Raw genomic sequence first — 698 nt, forward strand, 5'->3', positions numbered from 1 at the left:
CTAATACATTTGTTCCTAAAGTATTTCAGTTAAATGGTCATGCACTATCTGGTACTTCATTAAACTTAGTAGCGGCAGATATTTTAGACGTATACTCACAGACTCAAACCAATACTAATTTTGTTGCAAAGACTCAGACGATTAACGGCGTGGCATTAAGCGGAAATATTACACTAGGTGCATCACAACTTACAGATATGGCAAGTCTAAGCTACAGTAACAGTACCTTTGTACCTAAAACTTTCTTAGTGAATAACAAGGCACTTACAGGTACGAATATTCAACTTGTAGCCGCAGATATTCCAGATGTGTATTCACGTACTCAATCAAATGATCTATTTGCACTACGCATTACCCGTATTAATGGCTATGCCCTAAACAGTGATATTACTTTGAACTATGATGATGTTGGAACATACTCAAAGAAACAAATTGATGATAAAGACAAAGCATTACAAGCCAACATTGATACAAAAGTAACAATTGTAGATGATCTATTAGCACTAAATACACTCACAGGCACTAGCCTAGAGATTGATTTATCAGATAGTAAGACTGCATTCACTGTTACCCTATCAGCAGGAACTACGAATTTTACCATTGTTAACGCAAGTGGTAATACTAAGAATACTCAATCTTTCACTGTAGCTATGAAACAAGGTACAGGAGCAAATAAAATATCATGGACTGATTCAATT

General features: G+C 35.4%; 1 pseudogene. It reads left to right on the forward strand.

The window, feature by feature from the left end:
- Positions 1-698, forward strand: a pseudogene (locus IM273_RS22265) (hypothetical protein); the annotation flags it as partial.

Origin of the sequence: Enterobacter cloacae complex sp. P13B (assembly GCF_014895915.1) — a bacterium.
In the GTDB taxonomy this organism is placed as follows: Bacteria; Pseudomonadota; Gammaproteobacteria; order Enterobacterales; family Enterobacteriaceae; genus Enterobacter; species Enterobacter bugandensis.